General features: G+C 53.2%; 22 protein-coding genes. 15 read left to right on the top strand and 7 right to left on the bottom strand.

All coding sequences use genetic code 11. The features are described 5' to 3' along the window. The first annotated feature begins 63 nt into the window (after positions 1–63). From nifK to OEL83_08445, 7 genes are all read left to right on the top strand, one after another. Complete coding sequence (nifK, locus tag OEL83_08475) at positions 64–1,437, top strand: nitrogenase molybdenum-iron protein subunit beta (protein MDK9707070.1); 1,374 nt, start codon at positions 64–66, stop codon at positions 1,435–1,437. Positions 1,438–1,503: 66 nt separating this feature from the next. Then, positions 1,504–2,655 (top strand): hypothetical protein, encoded by a 1,152-nt coding sequence (locus OEL83_08470; protein MDK9707069.1) that lies wholly within the window; start codon positions 1,504–1,506, stop codon positions 2,653–2,655. A 42-nt stretch (positions 2,656–2,697) separates the two neighbouring features. Then, positions 2,698–3,000 (top strand): (2Fe-2S) ferredoxin domain-containing protein, encoded by a 303-nt coding sequence (locus tag OEL83_08465; GenBank protein ID MDK9707068.1) that lies wholly within the window; start codon positions 2,698–2,700, stop codon positions 2,998–3,000. Between the two features lie 2 nt (positions 3,001–3,002). Further along, positions 3,003–3,476, top strand: coding sequence for a GNAT family N-acetyltransferase (locus OEL83_08460; GenBank protein ID MDK9707067.1), 474 nt, complete (start codon positions 3,003–3,005; stop codon positions 3,474–3,476). Beyond that, positions 3,473–3,895 (top strand): HEPN domain-containing protein, encoded by a 423-nt coding sequence (locus OEL83_08455; protein ID MDK9707066.1) that lies wholly within the window; start codon positions 3,473–3,475, stop codon positions 3,893–3,895. The genes OEL83_08460 and OEL83_08455 overlap by 4 nt, the downstream gene beginning before the upstream one ends. A 24-nt stretch (positions 3,896–3,919) precedes the next feature. Then, positions 3,920–4,249, top strand: a complete 330-nt coding sequence (locus tag OEL83_08450) for a hypothetical protein (protein MDK9707065.1) — start codon at positions 3,920–3,922, stop codon at positions 4,247–4,249. A 500-nt stretch (positions 4,250–4,749) separates the two neighbouring features. Next, positions 4,750–5,838, top strand: a complete 1,089-nt coding sequence (locus OEL83_08445) for a hypothetical protein (GenBank protein MDK9707064.1) — start codon at positions 4,750–4,752, stop codon at positions 5,836–5,838. A gap of 252 nt (positions 5,839–6,090) precedes the next feature. Here OEL83_08445 and OEL83_08440 read toward each other — a convergent pair whose 3' ends face one another. The 6 genes from OEL83_08440 to OEL83_08415 form a co-directional block, all read right to left on the bottom strand. Beyond that, the gene (locus OEL83_08440; GenBank protein ID MDK9707063.1) at positions 6,091–6,702 is read right to left on the bottom strand and encodes a nitroreductase family protein; all 612 of its coding nucleotides are present in this window, start codon (positions 6,700–6,702) and stop codon (positions 6,091–6,093) included. A 160-nt stretch (positions 6,703–6,862) separates the two neighbouring features. After that, on the bottom strand, positions 6,863–8,242 hold the full coding sequence (locus tag OEL83_08435) for an HD domain-containing protein (GenBank protein ID MDK9707062.1): 1,380 nt from the start codon (positions 8,240–8,242) through the stop codon (positions 6,863–6,865). 14 nt (positions 8,243–8,256) lie between these two features. Beyond that, positions 8,257–10,197, bottom strand: a complete 1,941-nt coding sequence (locus OEL83_08430; protein ID MDK9707061.1) for a hypothetical protein — start codon at positions 10,195–10,197, stop codon at positions 8,257–8,259. 118 nt (positions 10,198–10,315) lie between these two features. Next, the gene (locus OEL83_08425) at positions 10,316–12,598 is read right to left on the bottom strand and encodes a cyclic nucleotide-binding domain-containing protein (protein ID MDK9707060.1); all 2,283 of its coding nucleotides are present in this window, start codon (positions 12,596–12,598) and stop codon (positions 10,316–10,318) included. Positions 12,599–12,605: 7 nt separating this feature from the next. After that, positions 12,606–13,052, bottom strand: a complete 447-nt coding sequence (locus OEL83_08420) for a PilZ domain-containing protein (GenBank protein MDK9707059.1) — start codon at positions 13,050–13,052, stop codon at positions 12,606–12,608. Positions 13,053–13,358: 306 nt separating this feature from the next. Then, positions 13,359–14,381 carry a radical SAM protein gene (locus tag OEL83_08415; GenBank protein ID MDK9707058.1) on the bottom strand — a complete coding sequence of 341 codons (1,023 nt, stop codon included), beginning with the start codon at positions 14,379–14,381 and terminating at the stop codon, positions 13,359–13,361. Between the two features lie 397 nt (positions 14,382–14,778). Here OEL83_08415 and OEL83_08410 point away from each other — a divergent pair, with 397 nt between their 5' ends. The 8 genes from OEL83_08410 (at position 14,779) to OEL83_08375 (ending at position 23,412) form a co-directional block, all read left to right on the top strand. Beyond that, positions 14,779–15,204, top strand: a complete 426-nt coding sequence (locus OEL83_08410; protein ID MDK9707057.1) for a universal stress protein — start codon at positions 14,779–14,781, stop codon at positions 15,202–15,204. Between the two features lie 434 nt (positions 15,205–15,638). Further along, positions 15,639–16,298, top strand: a complete 660-nt coding sequence (locus tag OEL83_08405; protein MDK9707056.1) for a hypothetical protein — start codon at positions 15,639–15,641, stop codon at positions 16,296–16,298. An 81-nt stretch (positions 16,299–16,379) separates the two neighbouring features. After that, positions 16,380–17,609 carry a hypothetical protein gene (locus OEL83_08400; GenBank protein ID MDK9707055.1) on the top strand — a complete coding sequence of 410 codons (1,230 nt, stop codon included), beginning with the start codon at positions 16,380–16,382 and terminating at the stop codon, positions 17,607–17,609. A gap of 1 nt (position 17,610) precedes the next feature. Continuing rightward, positions 17,611–18,168: a hypothetical protein gene (locus OEL83_08395; GenBank protein MDK9707054.1), complete on the top strand. Its 558-nt coding sequence runs from the start codon at positions 17,611–17,613 to the stop codon at positions 18,166–18,168. Between the two features lie 122 nt (positions 18,169–18,290). Further along, positions 18,291–18,761: a hypothetical protein gene (locus OEL83_08390; GenBank protein ID MDK9707053.1), complete on the top strand. Its 471-nt coding sequence runs from the start codon at positions 18,291–18,293 to the stop codon at positions 18,759–18,761. Positions 18,762–19,272: 511 nt separating this feature from the next. Next, on the top strand, positions 19,273–20,658 hold the full coding sequence (nifE, locus tag OEL83_08385) for a nitrogenase iron-molybdenum cofactor biosynthesis protein NifE (protein MDK9707052.1): 1,386 nt from the start codon (positions 19,273–19,275) through the stop codon (positions 20,656–20,658). Between the two features lie 93 nt (positions 20,659–20,751). After that, positions 20,752–22,104, top strand: a complete 1,353-nt coding sequence (locus OEL83_08380) for a nitrogenase (protein MDK9707051.1) — start codon at positions 20,752–20,754, stop codon at positions 22,102–22,104. A gap of 33 nt (positions 22,105–22,137) precedes the next feature. Then, positions 22,138–23,412, top strand: coding sequence for a radical SAM protein (locus tag OEL83_08375; protein MDK9707050.1), 1,275 nt, complete (start codon positions 22,138–22,140; stop codon positions 23,410–23,412). Positions 23,413–23,432: 20 nt separating this feature from the next. Here OEL83_08375 and OEL83_08370 read toward each other — a convergent pair whose 3' ends face one another. After that, the gene (locus tag OEL83_08370; protein ID MDK9707049.1) at positions 23,433–24,590 is read right to left on the bottom strand and encodes an MFS transporter; all 1,158 of its coding nucleotides are present in this window, start codon (positions 24,588–24,590) and stop codon (positions 23,433–23,435) included. Positions 24,591–24,759 lie beyond the last annotated feature (169 nt).

The raw sequence follows: 24,759 nt of genomic DNA, 5'->3' as shown, positions 1-24,759 counted from the left end.
AAACAAATGCGAACAACATGTAAGAGATGACGCGCATATCGGCGCCAAAAGGAAGGTACGACCATGCTACTACGACATACACCAAAAGAGATAACGGAGCGGTCGGCTCTGATGATCAACCCGGCCAAGACCTGTCAGCCGATCGGCGCCATGTACGCGTCGCTGGGAATTCAAGGCTGCCTGCCGCACAGCCACGGCTCGCAGGGCTGCTGCGCCTACCATCGCAGCACCCTGACCCGCCACTACAAGGAGCCGATTTCCGCCGCCACCTCGTCGTTTACCGAGGGTGCCTCGGTGTTTGGCGGCCAGGCCAATCTGCTGCAGGCCATCGACAATATCTTCACGGTCTACGAACCGGAGGTCATTGCCGTGCACACCACCTGCCTGTCGGAGACCATCGGCGACGACCTGCCGCAGATCTTCGACAAGGCCAAAAAAGAGAAAAAGGTGCCCGAAGGCAAGACTCTGATCGGCGCCCCGACCCCGAGCTACGTCGGCTCGCACGTCACCGGCTTTTCCAATATGGTCAAAGCGATGGCGGCGCTTGCCGAACCGAGCGGCAAAAAGAACGGCAAGATCAATATCATCCCCGGCTGGGTTGAACCCTCCGACATGGAGGAGATCAAAAAGTTATCGGCCACCATCGGGGTCAACATCAACATGTTCCCGGACACCTCAGGGGTGCTGAACGGCCCGCTGACCGGCGAGTATAAAATGTTTCCGGATGCCGGGGCAAAGATCGCCGACATCAAAGACAGCGGAAAGGCCATCGGCACCTTAGCCCTTGGCGAATGGTGCTCGGCGGATGCAGCACGGCTCCTCGACACCAAGTGTAAGGTACCCTGCTCCATCCTCGACATGCCCTTTGGCCTGAAGGCTACCGACCGTTTTGTCGACGCCCTGCGCACCGTCGCCGGGGTCACGGTGCCTGAGGAAATCATGATCGAACGGGGCAAGCTGGTGGATATGATCTCCGATATGCACCAGTACTTCTACGGCAAGAAGGTAGCGCTGGTCGGCGATCCCGATCAGGTTATCGCCATGACCGAGTTCCTGGTATCGATTGATATGTGCCCGATCCATATCGTCACCGGCACACCGGGCAAGAAGTTTGAGGAACGGATCCACGAAATCACCGCCCCCATGGGCCGGAAGGTCAACGTCCGGGCGAAGGGTGACATGTTCCTCCTCCACCAGTGGATAAAAAACGAGGCGGTTGATCTGATCATCGGCAATACCTACTGCAAGTATATCGCCCGCGATGAGGATCTGCCCTATGTCCGCTGGGGTTTTCCGATCCTCGACCGGCAAGGCCATCAGCACTTCCCGACGGTTGGCTACAAAGGTGGTTTGCGTCTTTTGGAGCAGATACTCGGTGTGCTCCTTGACCGCAAGGACCGCGACGATCCGGAATCGAAGTTCGAGCTGGTGTTATAGGCTCGTCTGGGCGGCAGCGGCAACGCCCTCGCCGCTGCCGCCCCTTCTTTACCCATGGTGGAAAAAATGTGCACTCCCCCACTTATAGAACAACACGGCTGCAGTTGCTCGGCCGAGGCGCCAAAGGCCTCGGTCGTCTTTCTGCTCATTGCCCCGCAGACGGTGGCCAGGACGCGGTTTTCACCGCCAACCCCGGTGCGCAATCAGTGCCAGTCGGTGGCCGAGGCCATGGCTGCGCTCGACGACCTCCTGGCCAAAGGAACACCCGTCAGCATGGTGGCGATAGCCGGGCCGGGCGACCCGCTGGCGAGCCCCGATATCACCCTGGAGGCGGCACGGCTGGTGCACGAGCGTTATCCGGAGCTGCTCATCGGCCTGAAGACCCTCGGCCTGGGCAGCGACAAGCTGGCCGGTGACCTGGCCCGGGCCGGAGTCAGCTATGTTGAGGTGCAGGTTGATGGCATCAAGGCGGAGATTCTTGAGAAGATCTATGCCTGGATCAGACCGGGTCTGAAGACCCAGAAAGTCGGCGAGGCGGTCGAGCTGTTGATCCGCGAACAACGTAATGGCGTCGCCGCCCTGAAATTCCACAACATCGAGGTGTCTATCCTCACGACTTTATACCCCAACCTGAACATCAACCATGTACCCAGGATAGGCGAGGCGATGCAGGTCCTCGGGGCGGACGGCATGGCCCTTATCCCCTATCTCCCGGAAGCGGGCGCCGAGGTGGATCTTGCCTGCCCAAGCCCGCAGGAGGTACAGACGGCGACGGATAAGGCACGAAAATATTTGCCGATAGTGTCACCGCTTCTTGCCCGGAAACAAGGGGAAACCCTTGAAAAAGCCGCAACCGAGACACCGATGGCGACAGCGCAACGACCCAATGTGGCGGTGGTCAGCTCGAACGGCATCGATATCGATCTGCATCTCGGTCAGGCGATTCGCCTCCTGGTGTACGGCCCTCGTGCCGATGGCCTCACCTGCCTGCTGGAGACCCGCGACGCCCCGGAACCGGGGACCGGCCCCGAGCGGTGGGGAAGGTTTGCCGCCGTCCTTGACGACTGCTTTGCCGTCCTTGCCGCAAGCGCCGGAGAAACTCCGCGCAAGGTACTTGCCGAGGCCGGGCTCAAGGTACTGGTCGCCGAGGACAAAATCAAAGGAAGAATCGATGCCCTCTACGGCGGCGGCAAAAAGGGCAAGAAAGGAAAAAACTAAAAGGGGTCTTACACCCAGAAACACTAGAAAAAGGAGCTACAAATGGCAACACCGGAAAGGCAGGTTCTGCTCTGCCAAAGTTTTCGAGTCAAAGGCGACCCAAAAGGGATCTGTCACAAGCAAACCGACGGTTTTCTCCAGTACATCGAAGAGGAGATCCTCGACCGCGGCCTGGATATGCAGGTGGTCGCCACCGGCTGCCTGAAGCAGTGCGAACAGGGGCCGATCATGGTCATCCAACCGGAGAATTGGTGGTTTAAAGGGATCGACAGCGAATCGGCCATCGACGCGGTCCTCGACGGCCTGGAAAGCGGCGAGCCGCCAAGCGAATACCTGATCGGCTAAGCATGCACGACCTGGCTGCCATCCGCCCGGCCACCGCGGCCGATATCCCGGCCATGGTAGGTCTGCTGGGCCGGCTCTTTGCCATTGAGGTGGACTTTGCCTTCTCACCGGAGCGGCAGCAAAGGGGCCTGGAACTGCTCCTTGCCGCCCCGCAGGCGATGGTCCTGGTCGCCGAGACGGCGGGCGGCGGCGTGGTCGGCATGGCCACTGCCCAGCAACTTATTTCAACCGCCGAGGGTGGGCCAGCACTCCTTGTCGAAGACCTGGTGGTAGCGCTGGATTGGCGGGGTCAGGGCATCGGCACCGCCCTCTTGGACGAACTGGCGGCTTGGGGGCAGGGCCTGGGTGCCACACGCATGCAGCTCCTCGCCGACCGAACCAACGCCCCGGCCTTGCATTTTTACCGGCAAAGGGCCTGGCAGGAAACGCCGATGGTCTGTCTGCGAAAATTCTTAAAGGGGGAAAAGGTCCAATGAAACTTGTGCAAATCGACAACTGGCGCGACTACCGACGTGACGGCGAGCAGTTTCTCAAAACTGCCCAAGGGGCTTACAGCAAAAAGAAAACCACCTTCACCTCCGATACCCTCTACAACCTCACCTGCATGGCCATCGAAAAGCTGATCATGGCCTTCTTGATGAAAAACGGCGATCTCGCCGAAAACCACACCATGGCCGACCTGCTCCGGGCATTGCAACTCCACTTAGGCGAGGTGCCAGAGCTTACCGAGGGCCTTCTCTACCTGAACGGTTTTCAGGAGATCTGCGACCTCGACGGATATACCTTGTGCACCCCGAGCGAAGAAGATGTCATCAGATTCCTCAGCATTGGCGAGGAGGTGCGGACGATTCTCCACCCGCATCTCTATGACAGCTCACCCGGCGCAAGCCATTGACCCCCAAACGAATCGGAGGCACCTATGCCAGAAAAGCCCCTCATCCCCTTCCGGCCCATGGGTATCATCAAGATGGTCCTTGAGGGCCTCGGATACCAGGTGACCTACTGTTATGAGGACTTGATCTTTATCGAACACAATGCCTTTCTCCTGCGCATGGAGGACAGGGGCGAGGCCGTCTCCATCTTCTTCAACGCCGAGTCGGAAGCCGATAAACGGGCGGGAATTGCCAAAGCCATCGCCACCGCCGGCAACACCGCCCATCTCGCCTTCACCCGCCAGGGTACATATGCAATGATACCGACATCAGACGAATCGTCCTTTTCCATCGAATTCCGAGAAGGCGAGCTCTAGCCTGCCGGAGGCCGGTCCTGTCGCGTTGCCCCCGCCTGCAACGCTGCAGGGCTGCGCCTCCTGCTTTCTTTTGCCTGTAAGGTAGCTGCAACGAAAGACGCTCTCCTTTGCCGCACCGAGTGGCACCCATCCCCTATTGCTGAGATTAATGGTTTACAGGTAGTTTTTGTTAGCAAAAGACGAAATAAATAATCTCCAGGATGCTCATATATCCTCTTTGTAAAGTATTACGGGCATGACAAATACCCACAAGTGAAACCTGACCTGATTCCACTCCCCAAAGAATGATCAGAGAGTGAAACATCTAGCTGATAACATAAAGTAATAACAGGACTAGACTGTCACCAGAGTGTCCACTTCAAAGTGCTTGCGGAGAATCGAACAAAGGGGTAGTAATCTCAAACTTCATTTCCTTCAGATACTTTGAAAGGACATGGAAGTTTCTGGAAGACCCGTTAGTGAATTTGAGTGCAAACGTTCTTAAAAAGGAGAGAACAAAGATGAGATTTCAAAGAGTATTTGCTGCACTACTGACGCCATTCGTGATGATGGTGAATTGCCCGGTACTGGCAGTTGAAACAGGGAGCCAACAAGCGATGAAGCTTGTTACTGAGATTAGGCATACGCCAGTTGAAAACGCCGAGGCAGGCGAACGTATATCCCTGTTCACAGATGTTAGTGACCCCAATGGAGTCGATGTCGTCCGGGTTTACTTCAAGTCCCAGGACGCAGCTGATTATAGTTTTGTTGCGCTTAAGGCGGTTGACAAAAAAGAGGAAAGCCTCTTGGAAAAATTTAAAAACCTCAATTCAGATTTTAACGGTCAAAAGTACTCTGGGGTTTTGCCAGCTCCTGCTAACGGAGCGAAGTCGTTCGATTACCTGATTTTGGTCAAAAATAAAGCAAATATGGTTGTAAAATCGCAGAGCTACAAAGTGGTTGTTAATGACAATGATAAGGCAACTGCTACTGAACCTGAACCGGTCAATGTTTACTCAGAGTTGAACAACGCCCCAACCCAAATAGAAGGATTTACAGATAATATTACAATTGACTTGGCCGAATCGACAGGCAAGGTTGGTGTTGTTGCGGGTTTATATAATGGCATATCGTCAGGCGGCGCGGGAAGTGCTTACGGAGGAACGGTGGTAGCCTCCAGTGCTGGAATAACAACCACGGCTGTTGTTGTCGGTGCGACTGTAGCGGTTGTCGCCATAGGCGGAGGAGTGGCGATTGCTAGTGGAGGGTCTGATGGAAACGGAGACGGGGGAGGTAGCAGCGGCGAACCGTTGACCGCAACCACGATAGTTGGTAGCTGGAATACTAGTGGCAGGAATACTACTGGATTTACCTCATCAGGCAGTGCAAATTTTGCTGAAAATGGCGCATTTAGTTCGAGTTATACACTAACAACACCTGCGGGTGGCACTATTAGTGGGAGCCCCTCTAATGGCAGTTGGAGTTTGAGTGGCTCGACGCTGTCAATTACAGATTCGCAAGGGACCCATGCAGAAACAATAACAGGGGGAAATTCGAGATCGTTTACAACGACAAGTGGTGGTGGGTGGACTACCACCTACACTCGGTGATTTTTCCTCGGTAATTAGTACCATTGTTGTTAATTCAACAGGTGCTACAAGACATCCATAAGTCAAGCCTGGCACAAAAGGCATTTCCCTGAGTTGGGTCAGGAGTAATAAGATCAGGCTTGACTGTTTGGTAGTACGATTAAAAAGGAGGCAGCACACCGGCCAACGGGCCATTTCATCCGTACCCCCCTTTTCCCCTCCCAACACACCATACGTCTCACGACAACTTTCCCTACTACTGGCGGGCAAGGTCTAGGCAAATTCCTTCAACACATATTCCAGTGACTTTTTCTGCGGGCCGCCCTGGTCCTTCTTCGGGTGGCCGATGGGGATGACCGCCATGAACTCGCCGTTTTCCTCGCCAAGAAAGGCCAGCACCTCTTCTTTTAGGAGGTAGAGGATGCCGAGCCAGACGCTGCCGAGACCGAGTGAGGTGGCGGCGAGCAGCAGGTTTTCAACGGCGGCGGCGGAACTCTGGATTTCCATGGTACGGAAGAAATCGAGGCTGCGGTCGTGCTCCAGGTTAAAAAGCTCGCTGCCGTGGGCAATCAGGCTGCCGGTGTTGCTGACGCTGATCACCACCGGGGCGCTGGCCAGACAGCGCGATGCCATGCGCAGGATTGACGAGGACGGTTTGGGGAAATCGTTTGCCCGGGCGGCCACGAGGTGCGCCAGCTCCAGCCGCTTTTTCTCGCGGAGGACAACAAACCGCCACGATTGCTGGTTGTGGGCGGAGGGGGCTTGGTTGGCGGCGTCGAGGATCGTCCGGATCATTTCGTCGGCCACCGGCCGGTCTTGAAATTGCCGGATACTGTGCCGGGCGTAAATCGTCTGCAGGGTCTGGTTGCTGATCGAACTGTTCATCTGTCTTGTACGTTTCAAAGTGGAGGAAAAGAAAGCCTCGGGTAATCGCCTGGCGAAGACCGGGGAATATACCAGAAGACGAGCTTCCGGGAAATGGTTTGCTGCGGGGTACCCTGCCGGTTTTGGCAGGCCCGGCCATTTATGAATCTCCCAAAAAACCTCACTCATTGAGGTAATTGAGCAGCAGATTGGTGATATACAGGCTGCCGGGGGCGATGCTTCCCAGATCGACCTCGTATTGGCTGTGTTTGGCCAGCACCGTCCCGCTCTTGGTTTTTGCTATACGGACCCGCGGCCGATCGAGACGGGCGCCGACAGCGGCAACCATGCCGATATTGCCGTCGGACAGTGTGACATAGGTGCCGGGCGGATAGATGCTGATCTGGGCCATAAAGGTGCTGAGCAGGCCAGGATGGAAGGCCCCTTTATCGTTGATCATTATCGAGAAGGCCTGCTGCGGGGCAAGGGCCATTTTGTACGGGCGGATGGCGGTGAGGGCCTCAAAGACATCGATAATCTGGAGAAGCTCTATGACCGGATTACTGGCCGCCCAGGCCGGGCGCAGTGGGTAGCCCCGGCCATCGTGGCGTTGATGATGGCCCCATGCGGCGGCAACATCCAGGGGTGAGGCATCTTTCTGGGCCAGCAGCAGCTCGGTACCTATCCGCGGATGGTCTTTGATAAGACCGAACTCCTCCTGGCTGAGGGCGCTGGTTTTGTAGAGAATCTCCGGCGCCACCTTGCTCTTGCCGATATCATGGAGGATAGCGGCGGTGGCCAGGGCCAGGATATCCTCTTCCGGCCAGTTCAGCTGCATCCCCATATAAACGGCAATAGAACTCACCCTGACTGAATGACCTACGGTATAGCTATCATAATCCGGGTAGTGGATGTATTGCATGACATCGGCAAAATTCGCTTGGGTGAATCGCAGCATGAACTCACTGACCGACCTGGCGCTGTCGATATCGAGTTCCCGGTCGAAGGTCGCATCGCCGTGGGCCCTGGTGACGACGTCAAACATCGCCTGGTAGATCAGGGTTGGTGATTGCAGGAACCCGCCCGTTTCCTCACCCTCCCAGGGTTTCTTGCCATCAACGCCGCCGATCCCCGGTTGATCACTGTAATGACCGGTGAGGGTAATATTTTCGATGCCTTCTTTTATGAAGAGTTCCCTGGCATCGGCAAGGCTTGGTAGTGGCTGTTTCACTCCGTCGGTCAGGTCCATGAACCGGCTTACCGCGTCGACCGTCACCGCATCGGTGAAGGAGACGCCGCCGCAACGGAGCATTTCCAGAAAGACAATGAGCTGGCGTCCGACCACGGTAGGACCAAACAGCCGTTGACCATCGAAGATGAAATGGCTGTCGACGACGCCGATAAAAAATTCCTTCTTGCCATTGGCCTTGAAATAACCGGACAATTGCTTGACAAAGACCTCGGCGTAGCCCCGCACCTTGGGATGTTTGGCAAAGTAGAGCTTTCTGTTGGCAATACCCTTGCAAAGCAGGATTATGATATCATTGACAGTGTTATCCATATCGACGGTCAGTATCAGCCAAGAGGCCGGCGTTTCAGATTCTTCAGGGCCTGGGTTGCGGCCCGGCGGCATGGTGTCGACCATTTCGGCACGACCATCATCTTCTTTTCGGCAACAATTCTTTCAAGAAGATCCCGGGTGCCTTCAACCTGCATCTGCCCGGTCGCGGCAATGGTTTTTACCACCCACTCCTCATTTCTCTCCGCCTCGCCAAGCTCCGGCAACAGATCAACCACCAGATTCCCCGCCATCACCCGCAAGCCGACCGACTGGATATTCTGCTGGGCGACAGTCAGGTAGGCATAAAGGAATTTCAGGTGCTTCGGCTCGTTCAGTTGCAGAAGCGGGGCAACCGCCTCGATGAGCCAGTCGGGTGGCGCCGCCTTCAGGCCGCTGAGCACCCGGGAGGCGATGGGCATTCGCATCGAGGTCTCCATGAGAACGGCGTAAAGTGGATAGGCGATTCGTACCTCCGGATCAAAAACCTCAGCAGCTATCTTCCGGTCCTTGAGGGCATCCAAATCTTCCAGGGCCTGCCGCTGCTCCCGCATGGCCTTGACCGGCAATTCGGCGGCAACGCTGGCCAGCTCGGCAAAAAGCCGCCGTTTCTCGGGCTGTAGACCTGCCGCCAGCATCTCGTTTACCACGGTTGGCCAGATGAGTTGTTTAAAGGCCGGCTGTAACTGGTGGCAAAGCATGACCAGGAAAGGCTGCGAAGAGTAGTTTGCCGTATTGCGCAACTGCACGGCAAGAAAGGCCACCGCCTCGGAAAAACGCCCGGGGTCCGGGCACTGCGTCAATTCCAGCACCCCTTTGATCAGGACATCCACCTCCCGGGGCGACAGGGATGTGGTGAGGATATGGCGGATGCTCCGGCGGATGCCCTCGCCGGCTTCGCCCTCCTGCCGATACTGCAATAGCTGTAAAAGGATGGCCAGTTCGTCGCGGCGATCGACCTGCTTGATTTTTTCAATGATTCTCGAATCCGAACCATTATCCCGGACGAATGCCTGCAGCTGGCTGATCGTCAAGTCGGTGGCGCTGTCTTTGGAACGCAGGCCTTTCTTCTTGTCATCCGCCTCTTTGGTCTCCGGCTGTTTGACGAGGTGGCCACGATTGAACATGGAAACCAGCAGGTTGATGGTGTTCCGGGACTCCTGGTCGCCGAGCTCCTGCTGCAGACCGTTGAAAATTGCCGAGAGGGCGTTCAAATCATTGTGGCCGAACACCTTGCCGGATTCGTCGCCGATATGGTTAGCGCTGGACACCACCTTGACCAGCAATTTGCGGACATCGTGCCAGCTGACGGCAGGCAGCCCTTTCAGGTTCATTGGTTGATTTGCGAACTTTTTTGCCAGGGAATTGAGAAAGTCCCGGCACTGGGTGATCTGCCCTTGGTCGAGCCCCTGATCGGCGAGCAGCTGGAAGATCGAATCAAGGCTTTGCCCCTCCTCATCGCTCCGGCCTTCGGTAAATACCGCCGCCTCGTCGACCAAAAACTCCTTCTGTATGACCTTGATTGATGCGGGCACATCAAGGAATTTGGCCTGGGTGAAATGCTTGACGCTATGCAACTGCGAACGGCCGCGCAAGAGGGCCCGGGAGAACTGCAGCAGGTCGGCGGTACTGATGGCCTGGTCTATCTCGATCCGGCCGATACCCAGATCGCGACAAAGCCTCTGCAGCTCACGCACGGCGCTGGACAGCTCGACGAGCTCCTGTCCTTCGACCAGCAGCGTCTCTCCCTGAAAGTCAATGCGGGCTGATTTTTTAGACTGGGAAATCTTTTGAAGATTATGTTGAAAATTGTGAACAGCCTGGTCCAGCACGGCGTGTCCCGCTGGATAATAGGTGCCGATCTTAAAAATACGCTGCAGTGACTCGAGAAATTCGGTGAGTTTTGTTGGCGCGAGGTGTGGCGGCACCTCTTCTTTTGCTTGTAGCGGATCGCTCATCTGTCAGACCACTTCATGAAACCCTGCCCCCCGGCTGGAAATAGTCCCTCTAGCTGTCAACGCTCTCTGGCAATGCGACGCGCAACAAATACCACCCCGGAAAAAGAATAGTCCGCGACTATGCCAATTCTGTTACCTCAATGCTCTCGCATTTATAGAGGGCGTCGCCGAGCAGTTTCTCGAACTGGGCAAAAACCACTACTTCCGCAGATTTGCCAATCGAGCGAACGACGCCGATAACGGCCGCCGCCACTGAATGCTTTTGTCCGGACGACAGGCGCAGCGTACACTTCAAGGACCAGTGCTGCAGTCTGCTTATTTTTTCAGTATGTTTCACAGGCACACACAAGCCCAGCCCACCTTGCAGTTTTCGCAGGATCACTGCATGCTGCGGCTGGCCACCGGTCTTGACAAGCCGCACCTCTTCCCGGGCAGATCCGTAGGAAGTATCCTGCATCCTCAGCAATGTCAAGAGGATATCTCGTCCGGCACAGTAACTGAAAATTTTATCGGCAAGCTCTGGAAAGTCGACCTGGGTCTCAAGGAGCTCCTCAAGATTGAAGACATGACCACTCGCTTCCATTCCTGCATACAGGGAAAGGTTCCAGGGTTCGCCGGACAAAAAGATGTCGCTGCCGATCAGATCACCTGCGCTCAGGTCCCGCAGGTAGGACTCCTCCCCGGCCTTGTTCCTGACCAGCCGGACTGCACCGGTGTCAAACAGATGCAGGGAGGGTTGCAGGTTACCCCGGGCGACTATCATCTCGCCCGGCTGATAGGTCCGGAATTGCAGGGCTGCGCGAAATACCTTACTTTCCTCTTCGGTCATCGCTGCATAAAATCGTTTCCATACCTGACAGTGGCGGGCCATTTCATCGTTGTCCGCGACCTCGGCGATCTTTTTCCCAGCCTTTTTCTTTGCTGTTTGCTTTTTGTCGACCTTGCGTGCCTCTGGCTCCACTGTCGGCTGTATCAACTTTTCCTGGGCCATGGCGGTCATTTTTTCCTGCAAGAGCCGGTCAAACTCTTCTTCGGTGGCCACCGGCACAATGAACAGATCGTCTTCTATGGGGCTGACTGTCTGTTGGACTGGCGGCAATATCTCAGTCTCAGCCTCGGCCTCTTGGGGCATCTTCAACTCAAGGCTCATCAAAGCGTCTTCGGCCGCCAGCAAAACCTTTTCGCCTTCATCGACCTGCTGTTTTCGCTGATTCAGGAATTGTCGGACCGACTTCAAGGCCCGGGGTGACGGTTCAAATTTGATCTTATTGCAGATGGTCAGGAGCAGTTCATCCCGGACATGAACGGCAAACTGGTCGCGCTTCTCAAGAAGATCACACAGGGCGTTGCCGACGTCCTTGCCCCCGAGGTTGCCGAGCTGGACTATGACCTGGGTTTTCAACTCATCGCTGATATGCGCCAAGGCCTCGATCAGCCGGTCGCGCATGCTTGCCCCGCCAAGCTTGGTGATGCAGTTGAGGATCTGCATCTGCACCCGGATGTCCTTGTGGGTGAGGTGTGGCCGTACCATTTCATAAAGATTTGCATCGGCCAGGCGGGAAATGATGATAATCAGGTTTCTGACCACATACCAGGGGGGATTTTGTTTCAGACAGTAGTCACAGACCGGAACGACAACCTTGCCGGTGGTGGGGATGAATTCGATGAGGGCAAAACGCTTTTCCTTGTCCTGGCAGTCGATCAAGGTCTGGACCAGAACAGCCGCCGCCTTGCTGCCGAGGTTCATCAACAGGCATTGGGCGATATCCCGCCGGTCCTCTTTCTTGTCGAGCAGGACATCAACCAGTTTACGCAAGAAGGCTTCGTCGGCCAGGTCGGCATGGACTTGGCAGATTATTTTACGAATGATATCAGATTTTTGGATAACACCTTTCTGTATCTGGGAGAGGACGATGACAAGGTTTTCCGTCTGGTACCAGAGACCCAGGCGAAGCATATTCTGCAACATCGTCTGCAGCTGCAGACAAATAAAATGAAAACCGGAAAGATACTCAGTCTCGACCTGCAACCAGTTAACCAAATGGAGAGAAACGATTTCCAAGAATTCCGCATCGTTATTGTCATGCAAAATCTTTTCGGCAACAACTGAGAGAATAAAGACCGCCCGTTCTCGCTGCTCCTTATTGGTCGAGCACGCACAACTACCTATTTTATCAAGTATTTTACGAATGGAATTGGTGGAATTTTCTTGGTACTCGGTGGGCAGATAGTCGATGAGCGCCTCAACGAACTCGCTGTTTTCAAGAACAGCAAACCGGTCGTTGTGCAGTTGGGCAATTCCCCGCTGGAGCCTGAGCAGCCTGCGTTTCCGTTCGTTGGTATGCAGGAACTTCTGGGTTTTGACGATGATCTTCTGCTGCCTTTCCTGATCGATGTCCATGGCCTGATTAAGGTAAAGAAGTTATTGAATGAGGCTTGGCCAAACTGTCGCTTTGCTGCCCCTTCTCCTGAGTTACCACCGGCATTTTATGGCTGTGGAACTCTTGTGGAATACTGCAGGCCTTGCCGGAGATCTTTTGGAAAAAAAGGGGAACGAGTATGAACCATTCAAGTCGTTTGTCAAATTCGATGGCCACACCTTGTGTTTCGCTCCGGACAATTTTCCCACAGACACCTTCGACAACCAGGCGGCTGTGATCACCGGTAAAGGTAATGCTCAGATTGCATGTCCAGCCCGCGGTCAGCGGCGGTCCGTCTACCTCGCCATAAAGTCCGGTTATGCTGATATCGCGCAGCATTCCCTGAAATTCTGCATCAATTTCCTTGATATAACAGGAAATGTTCGTCACAAAAGGCATCCGGAACGACTTTCTGCGATTTTCCAGCTGGAGCATTTGTCAATTACCTCGTATCCCTTGGATCCCACGGCAACGATCGGTCCCCATTCTTTTGTGGACACAACACCCATCAGCAGAGCGGCGATGGCAAAACAATCGCATATCAGGCTAGCAGAAACACAAGATATATACAAGTGATGTAGATACCGGTATTTCAATAGGTATTTTTACTAGGAAAAGACAAATAAGATTTAAAATCAGGAAGATAGAAAAATGCTTAATGTTACGAGCTGCAGCTTTCGACGCTCTTCAGGTAAGAATTTTTATTAAAGAACAAAACCCTCAGCTGGTAGATTGCCGGGATCAGTTCCGTTCGCTCGTGCCAATCCACCGCCGCATTCTGCCGTAGCCGGCGAATTGATCGGCCAGGAAGGTGACAAGATATTGCAGCGGCACGCCGCTGACATTTTTCCGGCACAGGCGGTCGCAACGGCGGCAGACGGTCAGCTGGTCATTTTTCTCCAACAAATTGCTGCGCAGGGCCCGATACCCGGTCCCGTTCCAGACCTCGCGAATTGATTGCCCGGCCAGATTGCCTAAAGGCAGGGTGCCGCGATAATCCTGCGGGCAGGGCGTTACCGTCCCGTCCCAGCCAATTACCATCGCATACCAGGGGAAGGTGCACATATTAACCATCTCTTCTTTTGCCAGGAGCGGTGCCTCATCAGTCGCCCAGGCATATTCTTCTTTGACAAGGATTTCGTCGACACCAGCCTCTGTAAACCGGCGGGCCAGTTCGTCTATGGCACCTGCCTCGGTCTGTTCCCGATATTTGGCGAAATCAATCCGTTCAATAACAATATACGGCGCCTTCTGGCCTCGCTGTTTCTTCAGCTCGGCAAAACGCAGGATATTTTCGACGGTTGTTTCAAACCGTGCGCCAGCCCGGACCTCCTCATAAACGTCCTTGGCAAAACCGTCGAAAGACACGGAAACCAGGTCGGGACCGGCTTGGAGGATGACCTTCGCCTTTTCCTCATCAAGGAGCGTGCCGTTGGTGTGAAACCGGACTTTCAGGCCCTGCTTCTTGGCATAGGCGATCATTTCCCCCAGATTGGGATTGGTCAAAGGTTCGCCGCGATGGTGAAGGTTGATGTCGTGGACGAAATCTTTGGCCTCGTCGATTATCTTGGTAAACAGCTCAAAGCTCATGACGCCTTTTTGCGAGGCCGTTATCTCCTTGTTGGGGCACATGATGCAGCGAAGATTGCAGATTAGACTGGATTCGATCCACAGACGCAGAGGCATGGCCGGAACGACGATTGCACGTCTTTTAAAATGTAAAAGCGTACGCGCCAAATGATACATTTGGGACAAGGTATTCATAGTATTGGTACTCACGGAAAACGGGAACTTTCGAAAAAACTCTGGGGCAACGGCAGGATGGGAGATTCGGATTACCACGATATGCTGCTTTTACTAGCGAGGGACTGTTGCCCTGTATCCCTGCATCAAGGACAAGCCGCTTATATACACCAAAAAGCCGAACAAGCCGATGGAAATCTTCGATCAGGCCCAAGATACTTCGCGGAGAAAGGCAAAACATTTTGGTAGTACCCTTAAAAAACCGCAGGTTACAAAATTTGAAGGGCGCTCTTTAATTTGTTCTTTCCTTTGAGAAGGCCGCCCTGGTCTGCTATCATAATCCAGTCACATCTCCACGCCCAACCAACCTGGCAACGTATGCTGCCTTTAATCTTTCCCGCAAAATTGGAGGACTGCCATGGCGCAAAAAAAGAGAATCCTCTTGGCAATTGACGGATCGGAACATTCCCGCGCTGTAGTGGAAACAGCTATTGCATACGCAAAGCTGCTAGACTCTGGAATAATTCTTGTGCATTGCCACGAGAAGTTTCCGGTTAACCTCGGCGAGCCCTACCGGGACAGTCAGATTGCCGGCATCATCCGGGCAAGTGAAAAACTGATTGCTCCTTTTCTGCAGCGCCTGAAAAGTGAGAATATCGATGTTGAAGATCGTCTCATGGAGGAACCGGCGGGAAAAATGATACCGGAGATTGCCGAAATAGAAAAATGCGAATTGATTGTCATGGGATCGCGAGGCATGAGCAATCTGGCCAATCTCATTGTCGGCAGCGTCGCCACCAGAGTCCTGCAGACCGCTCCCTGCCCGGTTCTGGTGGTACGGTAGAAATACGACCGACAAGAATTCAGAAACCCAGGGATATTGAAATACCATATTTTACTGTAAACATGGATATATTCGTTTTTTCCTGGCAAACTTTCGGTTTATTTTCATCCACCAGGTGAAATTTGACTTTTCAGAAACATTCGTTGTAGTCTTGGGGAAATCGCTCCTGAGATCAATATGTAGAGAGCGTTGATCAATGCTTCACAAAACGCAAAAATTAAGCGGTGTGCATCCACAATTGCTGATTCTGCTATTTGCCAATTTCCTCAGACACAAATAGTGGATGAATGGAAGATTTGAATGAATAGCAATACCTGCAAGTACACCGTCGAACCGCTTATCACGTTTTTTTATGTTGTCTCAAGTACCGTTTAAAAACAGGAGATTGACTGGCATTCTATTTATCCCCCCACCCGCATGAAAAGGAGAACATTGTGAAAAAATTACTTTCAGTCGTCGTAACGCTTGCCATCGGCGTTTTTACGAGCCTCTCGTGTTTTGCGGAAACACCCGCATCGGCCGAAAAGACTGTCATCAAAGATTCCACCTCATCAGGACTTGTGACCTATGAAGAGCCTGGGACAATGGTTCGCTGGGAACTTTTAGCCGACGGCAGTGACTGGGAAAGACTATTTGCCTCGGGAGAGGCTGACTTGGTGTTTGGAGATGCTCAGGATGTTCGAACTGCAAAGCAGGCGGCGACTCTTCGTGCAAAGGCTGAGTTGGCAAAATTTTTGAAAGAACGCATCACAGATGAAGAAACACTCGAACAGATAACGAAAAAAAATGTGAAAACCACTGCCGGCAATGATGGGCAATCTACCGAAGCCACTAGACATGCGATAGAGACGATCGCTCAAAAAATTTCGAATCAAGCTGATGAATTACTGAGAGGTGTCGTTGTTCTTGAAGAGAAGGTTGATCCCACTGCAAAAATGGTGAGAATTACAGTTGGAGTTAGCCGAAAATCGATGCGAATCGCAGGGAGCGTTGCACAAAATATCAAAACAAGCGGAAAGGGCAACGAATCTGCAGCTCCCTCGGAAGAGACCAGTAAAACTACAAAACGAAGTCCAATGTACAATAACTTTTAATCGTGTTGATGAATCGACAGAGGTAAGGCCACTTCTGTCGATTTGGCCGTGTTTCCAAACTCAACCTGCAAGACATCTCAAATGAACAGATTACTTGTTGTCATCTTTTTAGCGGTATTGAGTGTATTCTCTCATTCAATTTGGGCAATTGCCACTACCTCCGAGATTGAGGCCGAGGGAACCGGAAAAACCGAGCGAGAGGCCGTTGAAGACGCCCTAAGAAACGCGATCGAAACGACGATCGGAGTATATGTTGATGCGGACACACAAATGAAGAACAACCAGATCATAAAAGATAGCATATTGACTGGTTCAAAAGGGTATATCGATAAGTATCGGCTTCTAGGTGTCACTAATACTGATGGATTGGTCAACGTTCAAATCAAGGCTCTGGTCAAAATTGAAGACGTTAAGTCCAAACTGACCGGACTAAATATTTCGACCCACGATATCAGCGACTCGGCCAACACACATGCCAGGCTTTCCACAAAATTGAAACGATCACAAGATATTGGATTGATCTTAAAAAAAGAGCTTAATGAATTCACAAAGCTCTCGGAAGTCTTGAAGATGCTAACAGTAAAGGTCGTCAACTACACCATCAAAGAAAATCAATTAGCCTCCGATGGGACTGTACCATACCATGTCACTTTTCAACTTGAAATGGACGTTCAAAATTACAACACTCGCGCAAAAGAGCTTATGAATGCCCTACGAGATCTTGGAGCAACCGAAGATATTTATCCCCTTGATCTCAATTTCGAGAAATCCAGGTTGTCGATTAAGAATAAGAACTTCGTAAATTATGCCGACAATTTACGAAACTCTCGTTCCAAAAAAGATAATTTTGTTCCATGCATCGGGGTTGTTACCATAGCCTCAACGACCCAACAGGACTTTCACAACTTTTGTTATCCAACTGAATTTAAAAATATTTCCTATCCGTGGAAAGATGAAAAATCTCATAGAGATACAAATAGCCACCTCAGATTTAATGATCAAAATTTCGAGATGATCTTAACTTTTAGCAGTGACACATCTCCAATTTTTAAAAAAATTATTCGGGTAGGCGACCTTCGAAATCGTGCAATCCAGCTTTTGAAATATCAAGTCCTGTCTCCCGGAGGAGCGCATTACCTATACCCAACCTGGCAAACTCAATCCATCGTTCTTGCACCATTTATGACAGCCGAATCATGCGATTCTACGTGTGTCGGTCCTTCTGTAATATTTAGCATCTCCGACCGAATTCCAGTCAAGTTATTGTACGATATACGCAAGGTTGAGGTCAGGATAGGGGAAAAACTTTAACATGTTTAAAGAGATAGTTCTCAATCTTTTTGTTGTGACTGCAATCTCGATTATTGCTCTATCTTCCTCGGCCGCGGAGTTGCGATCTTTTCTTCCCGAACATGTCGTTGCTCGTTTATCCACGGACAAATTTCAGCAGATTCAACAAGACGATCGCAACTATTATATTGTGGTATCGTCAATCTTTAAGGATGTGATAGAAAAACAGAATCTTCTTCTCCTCGCAAAAGCCGAACTATATTATTTTCTTCGAGGGTTTGATGAGAAACTTACCGGTATTGAATTCTCTGCAAGCAAACTGGAATATTTTGAGGATACTAGCCGACTCTTTCTTGTCGTTGAGATCAATAAAAAGAGAGTGATCAAAAACTACAACACCAAAGATACTGAAAAACATCTCATACTAATCAGGGAATCAATTGAAAGGCTGGATAAAATCCCGAATAAAAACCGGCAGGTATATGAACAACTGAAGGACTTGTATCTGATAATCGGCGATTTTGATGGGTATGATAAGGCGTCGAGTCTACTCATTGAAGCCATCCAAACCGAAGAGTAAATCGTGATGTCTTTATTGCATACCACCAAATATTGGGTAAAGGAAAACAACGCTATTGTACCTGTTGGAGATTGGCCATAATAGAAGCTTCAAGAAGAGCGAAATTGATGGAGTTTACGAAAATGATTCACCTGGCAAGGTTTTTTCTATTCTTTACGGTTACCATTCTCTTTTCTGCAGACAATGTCAGGTCGGAGACCCTGTTGGAGACGATAAAAAATATTGAGTTTCTCAAGACTGGAAACGCACAAATTATTGAGCATTTTGGCGAAACATATCTTGTGTCGGTTGGCGTGGAGGATTTAATGGATGCCAAACCGGACCAGCTCCGTTTTGCCAAGACCGCGGCAAAAATGAAAGCCCAAAAGCAGTTGTCGGCACTGAGCAACGGAGAAAATATTAACGTATCGGAATTATTGATGGAGTCTACGGTAAAGGAGACTGGGAAAAAACCGGTTGCAAAAACTTCCTATAGTGAAGAAATACGCAGCAAATCTGAGGGATCCCTTGGAAATCTCCAATTTGTCGGCTCATGGACAGAAAACAATCAGCTCTTCTTTGCTGTTGCAATAAAAGTAAAGAAAAATGGCTAATCTTTACAACTCATTTACCCAGGCTACGGCAAAGAGAGATCTGAGACCTGTTCGACATAATCGTTGTAAGTAACATAGAGTTGCCAATCGCGCATAGCAACAATACAACCCAAACACCATTCTTGGCTCAAAACAGATCTCACAAAAGCGATTATCCCGAAAAATCCTTTCTCTGTAATTAATCCCCGCCTACCAACCACTATCCTTTTAACATTGCTTCCGACAGTCAATTTGGAAGTTGGTATCGCCACCAAATGCGCGACTATTCACACTCAACAATGACCTGGTAAATGGAGCTTCAACCTTCGCAGTCTACAAAATGCGTCGTCTTCCTGCATTTTTGTAGCCTTTCATACAAGGGCCTGTCCGTACCTTGGTGGTGCCACCGGAAAAACCAGACCAACTAATTGCTTTAATTGATATATCACGACATCGGCAGACATGGCATGACCCTTGCGTAAGGGTGGATAAGCAAGCAACCAATCCACCTTTACCAAGAGGACGAAAGCCGATGAGCACCCTGCCCCTCCTCAATGAGAGATCCAGCCAGATCCACAGAAAGGGCACCGCCCCGTTTGAACTGGAGTGCAATAAGGACAGCCTTGCCGGTGCGGTCAGCCAGCGCGCCTGCGTCTTCTGCGGCTCACGGGTGGTGCTCTACCCCATCGCCGACGCCCTGCATCTGGTGCACGGACCGATCGGCTGCGCCGTTTACACCTGGGACATCCGCGGCGCCCTGTCGTCCGGGCCGGAGCTGCACCGTCTGTCGTTTTCAACAGACCTCCAGGAACTGGATGTAGTCTTTGGCGGCGAGAAAAAGCTGGAAAAGGCCCTGAATGAACTGATTCCTCTCCATAAACCAAAGGCAGCCTTTGTCTACTCGACCTGCATTGTCGGCCTGATCGGCGACGATCTGGAGGCAGTCTGCAAAAAGGTTGGGGCGGTGCACGGTATCCCGGTACTGCCGGTACAGTCGAACGGCCTGAAAGGCAATAAACGGGCGGGCTATGAGGCGGCCTGCGATGCCATGGCGAGGCTTGTAGGAACAGGTGACATCACCGGCATCTCCAAACATTCGATCAATATCCTCGGCGACTTCAATCTGGCCGGGGAAATTTGGCTGATCCGCGAATATTTCGAGCGCATGGGCATTGAGGTGGTCGCCAATATCACCGGTGACGGCCGGGTGGACGACATCCGCCGCTGCCACGGCGCGGCACTAAACGTCGTCCAGTGTTCCGGGGCGACCATGGATCTCGCCAACCGGATGCAGAAGCGCTACGGCATCCCCTCGGTTCGGGTTTCTTACTTCGGCGTCGAGGACATGGCTGAGGCCCTGTATACCGTCGGCCGCCATTTTGGCGACCAGGAGATGCTCGAAAAAGCCCGGCAAATTGTCAAAAAGGAACTGGTGACACTCCTCCCCGAGCTTGCCAAGTACAAGAAGGCTTTGAGCGGGAAAAAGGCGGCAATTTATGTCGGCGGCGCCTTCAAGGCCTTCTCCCTCGTCAAGGCCTTTCGCCTCATCGGCATGGATGTGGTGATGGTCGGCTCACAAACCGGCACCAAAGAGGATTATTTGGAACTGGAGCAGATTACCGATCCGGGCACCATCATCGTTGACGACTCGAACCCCCTCGAACTCTCGGCATTTCTCCGGGAAAAAGACGTCGACCTCTTTGTCGGGGGCGTCAAGGAGCGGCCCATCGCCTACAAACTAGGGGTGGCTTTCTGCGACCACAACCATGAGCGCAAAGAAATGCTGGCCGGCTTCCAGGGCATGCTCAATTTCGCCCGTGAGGTCTACGGATCGGTCATGAGCCCGGTCTGGAAGTTCGTCCCACGAAGGCTGCCATTGCAGGATCAAGACGGTACCGAAGTGGCGAGCGAGCAGTGACGAGACAGTACTGTGCAGTACGGCGAGGAACCGCACAGCGAAGCCGCTGAAGGTAACGCTTGATTTGGAATTGGAAGAAGAGGAGAAAAAATCATGAGCAAAATGCCCAGCTACACATCAACCACCAACGCCTGCAAACTCTGCAAACCCCTCGGCGCCTCCATCGCCTTCCGGGGTATCGAGGGCTGCGTGCCCTTCCTGCACGGCTCCCAGGGCTGCGCCACCTATATGCGCCGGTACATCATCAGCCACTTCAATGAACCGATTGACATTGCCTCGTCGTCCCTTGGCGAAAAAAACGCTATCTACGGCGGTGGGCCGAATCTGAAACTCGGCCTGAAAAACGTCACCAGTAAATACGCCCCGCAGCTGATCGGCGTTGCCACCACCTGCCTGACGGAAACCATTGGCGACGATGTGCCGATGTTATTGGCCGAATACCGGAACGAATTCGGCGGTTCCGAGATGCCGCTTCTGGTCCACGTCTCGACCCCCAGCTATTCGGGAACCCATATGGAGGGCTTCCACGCCGCCGTCAAGGCAGTGGTCGAACAGCTGGCGAGTGACACGATTGCCAACGGATCTATCAACCTCCTCTCCGGCTTTATTTCGCCTGCGGACATCCGGTATCTGCGTGGGGTCTGCGATGATTTCGGCATGGCCACAACCATCCTCCCCGACTATTCCGACACCCTTGATGGCCCGGCGGAAAACGACTATCCGCTTATCCCGGCCGGCGGCACACCCCTTCACGCAATCAAGCAAATGGGCGGGGCGCGGGCAACGATCGAACTGGGGGCAACCCTGCCGGCGGAAAGCGGCGGCACCGTCCTCCTCCACCGCCACGCCACGCCGCTGCACCGCACCGGGCTGCCGATTGGCATCCGCGCGACCGATGCCTTCTTTGCCCTGCTGAGCGAGCTCTCCGGCAGAGCGGTTCCAGCTCCGCATGCGGCGGCCAGGGGCCGGTTGATCGACAGCATGGTCGACGGCCACAAATACATCTTCGGCAAACGGGCAGTGATCTACGGTGAGGAGGATCTGGTGGTGGGCCTTGTGTCGTTTCTCGCCGAGATCGGTGTGCAACCGGTGCTCTGCGCCTCCGGCGGCAAGAGCGGCCGATTTGCCGATGCAATAACCGCGGCCCTTGCAGGCCTTGACTGCGAGCTGCCGATCGTGCGTGAAGACGTCGATTTCTTTGATATCGAAACCCTCGCCTTGGAGCTTGGGATCGATCTGGTCATTGGCCACTCGAAGGGCTACACCTTTGCCCGCAAGGAAAACCTACCGCTCATCCGCGTCGGTTTTCCAATCCACGACCGGGTCGGCGGCCAGCGGATTCTCCACCTCGGGTATCACGGCGCCCAGGCCCTCTTCGACCTTATCACCAATACCGTTATCGACAGAAAACAAAGCGAGTCGCCGGTCGGCTACAGCTATATGTAATTTTTCCGAATCTCTTTACCGCAAGGATCTGCCATGAAAACTCCCGACACCAACGATTTTCGCAAACACCCCTGTTTTAACGCCGACGCTAAAGGTAAATTCGGGCGGGTGCACCTGCCGGTCGCCCCGAAGTGCAACATCAAATGCAATTTTTGCGACCGCAAATACGACTGCGTCAACGAATCGCGGCCGGGAGTCACCAGCACCCTGCTGACCCCCGCCCAGTCAGAGGTGTACATGGAGAAGGTTCTTGCCAAGGAACCACGGATCAGCGTCGCAGGCATTGCCGGGCCGGGCGACCCCTTTGCCAATGCCCCGGAAACACTGGCCACCATGCGGGCTCTCAGGAAAAACCATCCACAAATCCTCCTCTGCGTCTCTTCGAACGGCATGGCCATCGGCCCCCATATCGAGGCCCTGGCGGAACTGGCAGTCTCCCATGTCACCATCACCGTCTGCGCCGTTGATCCGGAAATTGGCGCCAAAATCTACGCCTGGGTAACTGACGGCAACATTGTCCACCGGGGCCTGCGAGGGGCCACCCTCCTCCTTTCCCGGCAACTGGCAGCGATCAAAAAGCTCAAGGCCCACGGCATCACCGTCAAGGTCAACTGCATTGTCATCCCCGGCATCAACGACCATCATGTGGAAGCGGTGGCGAAGACCATGAAGGAGCTAGGCGTCGATCTCCTTAACTGCATGGCCATGTTCCCCAATGTCAACACCCCCTTCGCCCACATCCCCCAACCGGGCAAGGAGATGATTGAGAATATTCGGGCAAAGGCGGAGGAATACCTGCCGCAGATGCGCCATTGTACCCGGTGCCGTGCCGATGCTGTCGGACTGCTGGATAACGATCGGACCGACGAATTCCGCAGCTGCCTGACCGCATGTTCAAGCCTTGCGCCATTGCCGCCGGAGAAGCGGCCCTATGTGGCAGTGGCCACCGAAGAGGGCATCTTGGTCAACAAGCATCTTGGCGAGGCACGCAGCCTGGAAATCTGGGAGGAAACTCCGGAGGGTTGCCGCAAAGTCGAGGAACGGCATACCCCGGCCATCGGTGGCGGAATCAAGCGCTGGCACCAGCTGGCGAAAATTCTTGGCGATTGCCGGGCGGTACTGGTCAGCGGCGTCGGTCAGACACCCTTTGACATCCTGTCAAAATCGGGAGTGAAGCCGATAGAGGCCTCGGGGTTTATTGAAGAGGACGTGCACAACGTTTACACCGATAATATCTCGGTCATCAGAAAACGTCGTAACCCCTGTGCAGGCGGGACGTGTTCAGGTGGAGGTGGCGGCTGCGGCTGAGCGTTACAGGCAGAAACCGTTTAGCCATGACTCCGAATTTTAGGAAAGAAGGCGATAATAATCAGCACGATAAACAAGGGGAGGCAGGCGATAACCGTCAACACCGGCCGAATGGTGTAGGTGTCCGCCAGCTTCCCGATAACCGGGGTAATGACCCCGCCAAGACCATAGGCAAAGCCCATCATCAGACTGGCCACCATCGAGCGTCCCTTCGGAGCAAGGGTCTGGGCCATGGTGACACCAAGGGGCAGTGACGCGAAAACGACGGCGCCGGCAAGGGCTGCGCCGCAGTAGACCCAATTGCCGCGTAACTGCAACAGCAGCCAAAGCGCCGGGGCCATGATCAGGAAGGTAAAAATAAAGACCGGTTTAAAACCAATGCGATCGGAGATATGGCCGGAGAGCAGACCGCTGACCGTTCCCGCCACCGTAAAGAGTGAATATATAGCCCCCGACTGAACGACGCTGAAGCCCTCCTGGACATAGAGGACCGGCATAAAGGTGAGAAAGGCCTGTCCGACTATTGCCCTTAAAAACATCACCAGCCAGATGATGGCAATCACCTTCCAGGCACTGCCCAAACTTTCCTGAAGTGCCCCGAAAAAGCCGGTGCGGGTCAGTCCCTCGCTTTGCGGCTTGGGAATCACCCTCAGCAGATAGCCGATGACCAGCAGGCCGGCAATCATGGTAAGGGGCATCGCCGTCAACCCGAAGGAGGCGACGTACCAGGTAATAAAAAGCGGGCCAAGACCGAAGGCCAGCGTTCCGCCGGTATTGAAAATGGACATGGAAAAACTCGCCTTCGTCCCGGCGTACAGCGGAACCATGCCGGTAACCGAAGGATGGAACATTGACGAGCCGATGGAGCCAAGGGCAACACAAAGCAGCAGCAACCAAAAATTGGGAGCAAGACCTGACAACGGAATAAAAAAAACCGGGAGTACCACACCGACAAAAATAAAGGAGCGCGTCGGACTGCGGTCCGCCAGATAGCCGACGGTCGGCTGGATAATAAAGGCGAGAAAGCGCATCGTTCCGGCAATTACCCCTATCTCGGTAAGCGACAGGCCCAGCGTATCAACAAAAACTGGGAAAAGTGGGCTAATAAAGGCCGAATAAAAGTCACCGGTAAAATGGAGGAGTGTTAGAGCGCCCAGTATCTTTATATTGACTGACATAGATTAAAAATCTGCAAAGATGATCAACATGTTTCGTTGCTACATCACGACTGCAACGGCAAGGTGACAGTAATAACCATCGATTTTCGAGATGCACGGATTTTCAGGCGATATTGCCCATCAACCTTACCTTCAAAGTCCGTTCAAAATCATAACCACTGTCACTGGG

Origin of the sequence: Desulforhopalus sp. (assembly GCA_030247675.1) — a bacterium.
GTDB lineage: Bacteria > Desulfobacterota > Desulfobulbia > Desulfobulbales > Desulfocapsaceae > Desulforhopalus_A.
This window is presented reverse-complemented; position numbering and strand designations above follow the sequence as displayed.